The following is a 972-nucleotide window of genomic DNA, read 5'->3' as shown; positions in this document are numbered from 1 at the left end:
GATGTCGGCTGCGGCTACGAGGCGGCGCGGCAGATGCGCCGCAGAGGCCGCATCGCGCCGCAGCACTGGCCGCATGTGGTGGCGGCGAGCCGCCGGCTGGGCATTGCCGGCGTCAGCTACGAATGGCTGGCCGGCCGCGCGGCCATGCAACGCGCGGCCGTCATGCAAGGGGAGGCGGCATGAACGCGCTGCCGTCACCATTGGAATTCCAATCGTCCGGACTGTCTTCCTCCCCGGTCCGGGCGCATTCCGGGGCGCTTGCCCCGGATCCGGTCGAACCGCCCGCACCCCGGTTCACCGGAACGGCCGGAGCCGTTCCTCCCCCGGCTCCGGCCCCCAATCCGGGCATAAGCTGCATCCGCACCGAGGACGGCACCGTCATCCTGTTCGACCGCGCGTCGGGCCGGGCGGTGTCGGGCCTGACGCGGGCGGCGGCTGAAGCCAGGCTTCGCGAGCTGGAAGGGGCAGCACGCCCCGCCTGATCCCGACCCTTTTCCGAACCCCACCGACGGCCTCGCGGCCGAACCCTGGCGCTTGGGCTTCAGCCCGGCGCTTCCCAAGCCCACGCCCCTAGCAATCGACGGAATGAGAAGATGGCAGCCGCCTATACCGAAAAGGAAATCGACGAGATCGCCGCCTGGCTGAAGGAGGGGCTGTCGGCCTCGCGCATCGCCGGCCGCTTCAGCGCGCTGCGCGGCGCCCCGGTCTCGCGCAACGCCATCATCGGCATCGTCCACCGCAACGCCGGCCTGCGCGCCATCGGCTTCGCCAACCCCAAGGGCGGCCGCGCCGGCGGCAGGCCGAGGAAACATGCCCGGCCGGATCGTCCAGGCAGGCGGGGCAGGACGGTGATTGGAGGGCTCTCCGAGCCGGCCGCGCTTTCCAGGTTCGCCGAGTTCGTGGAAGGCGCCGGGGTCGCAACCGCCAATCTCCCCCCTAGTGGGGGAGATGCCCGGCAGGGCAGAGGGGGGC

At 72.0% G+C, this 972-nt stretch carries 2 protein-coding genes and 1 pseudogene; all 3 read left to right on the top strand.

What is annotated here, in order from left to right; all coding sequences use genetic code 11:
• Positions 1-183, top strand: a 183-nt coding sequence (locus EOA24_RS42220; protein ID WP_210213655.1) for a hypothetical protein, incomplete at its 5' end; no start/stop codon positions are given.
• Positions 180-482: a hypothetical protein gene (locus EOA24_RS39375; RefSeq protein WP_126083384.1), complete on the top strand. Its 303-nt coding sequence runs from the start codon at positions 180-182 to the stop codon at positions 480-482. The genes EOA24_RS42220 and EOA24_RS39375, both read left to right, overlap by 4 nt.
• 111 nt (positions 483-593) lie before the next feature.
• Positions 594-972, top strand: a pseudogene (locus EOA24_RS43685) (GcrA cell cycle regulator); the annotation flags it as partial.

The sequence above is a fragment of the Mesorhizobium sp. M2A.F.Ca.ET.039.01.1.1 genome (assembly GCF_003998035.1).
GTDB lineage: Bacteria > Pseudomonadota > Alphaproteobacteria > Rhizobiales > Rhizobiaceae > Mesorhizobium.
Note: the sequence above shows the minus strand (reverse complement) of the source record. Positions and strands in the feature narration are given on the sequence as shown.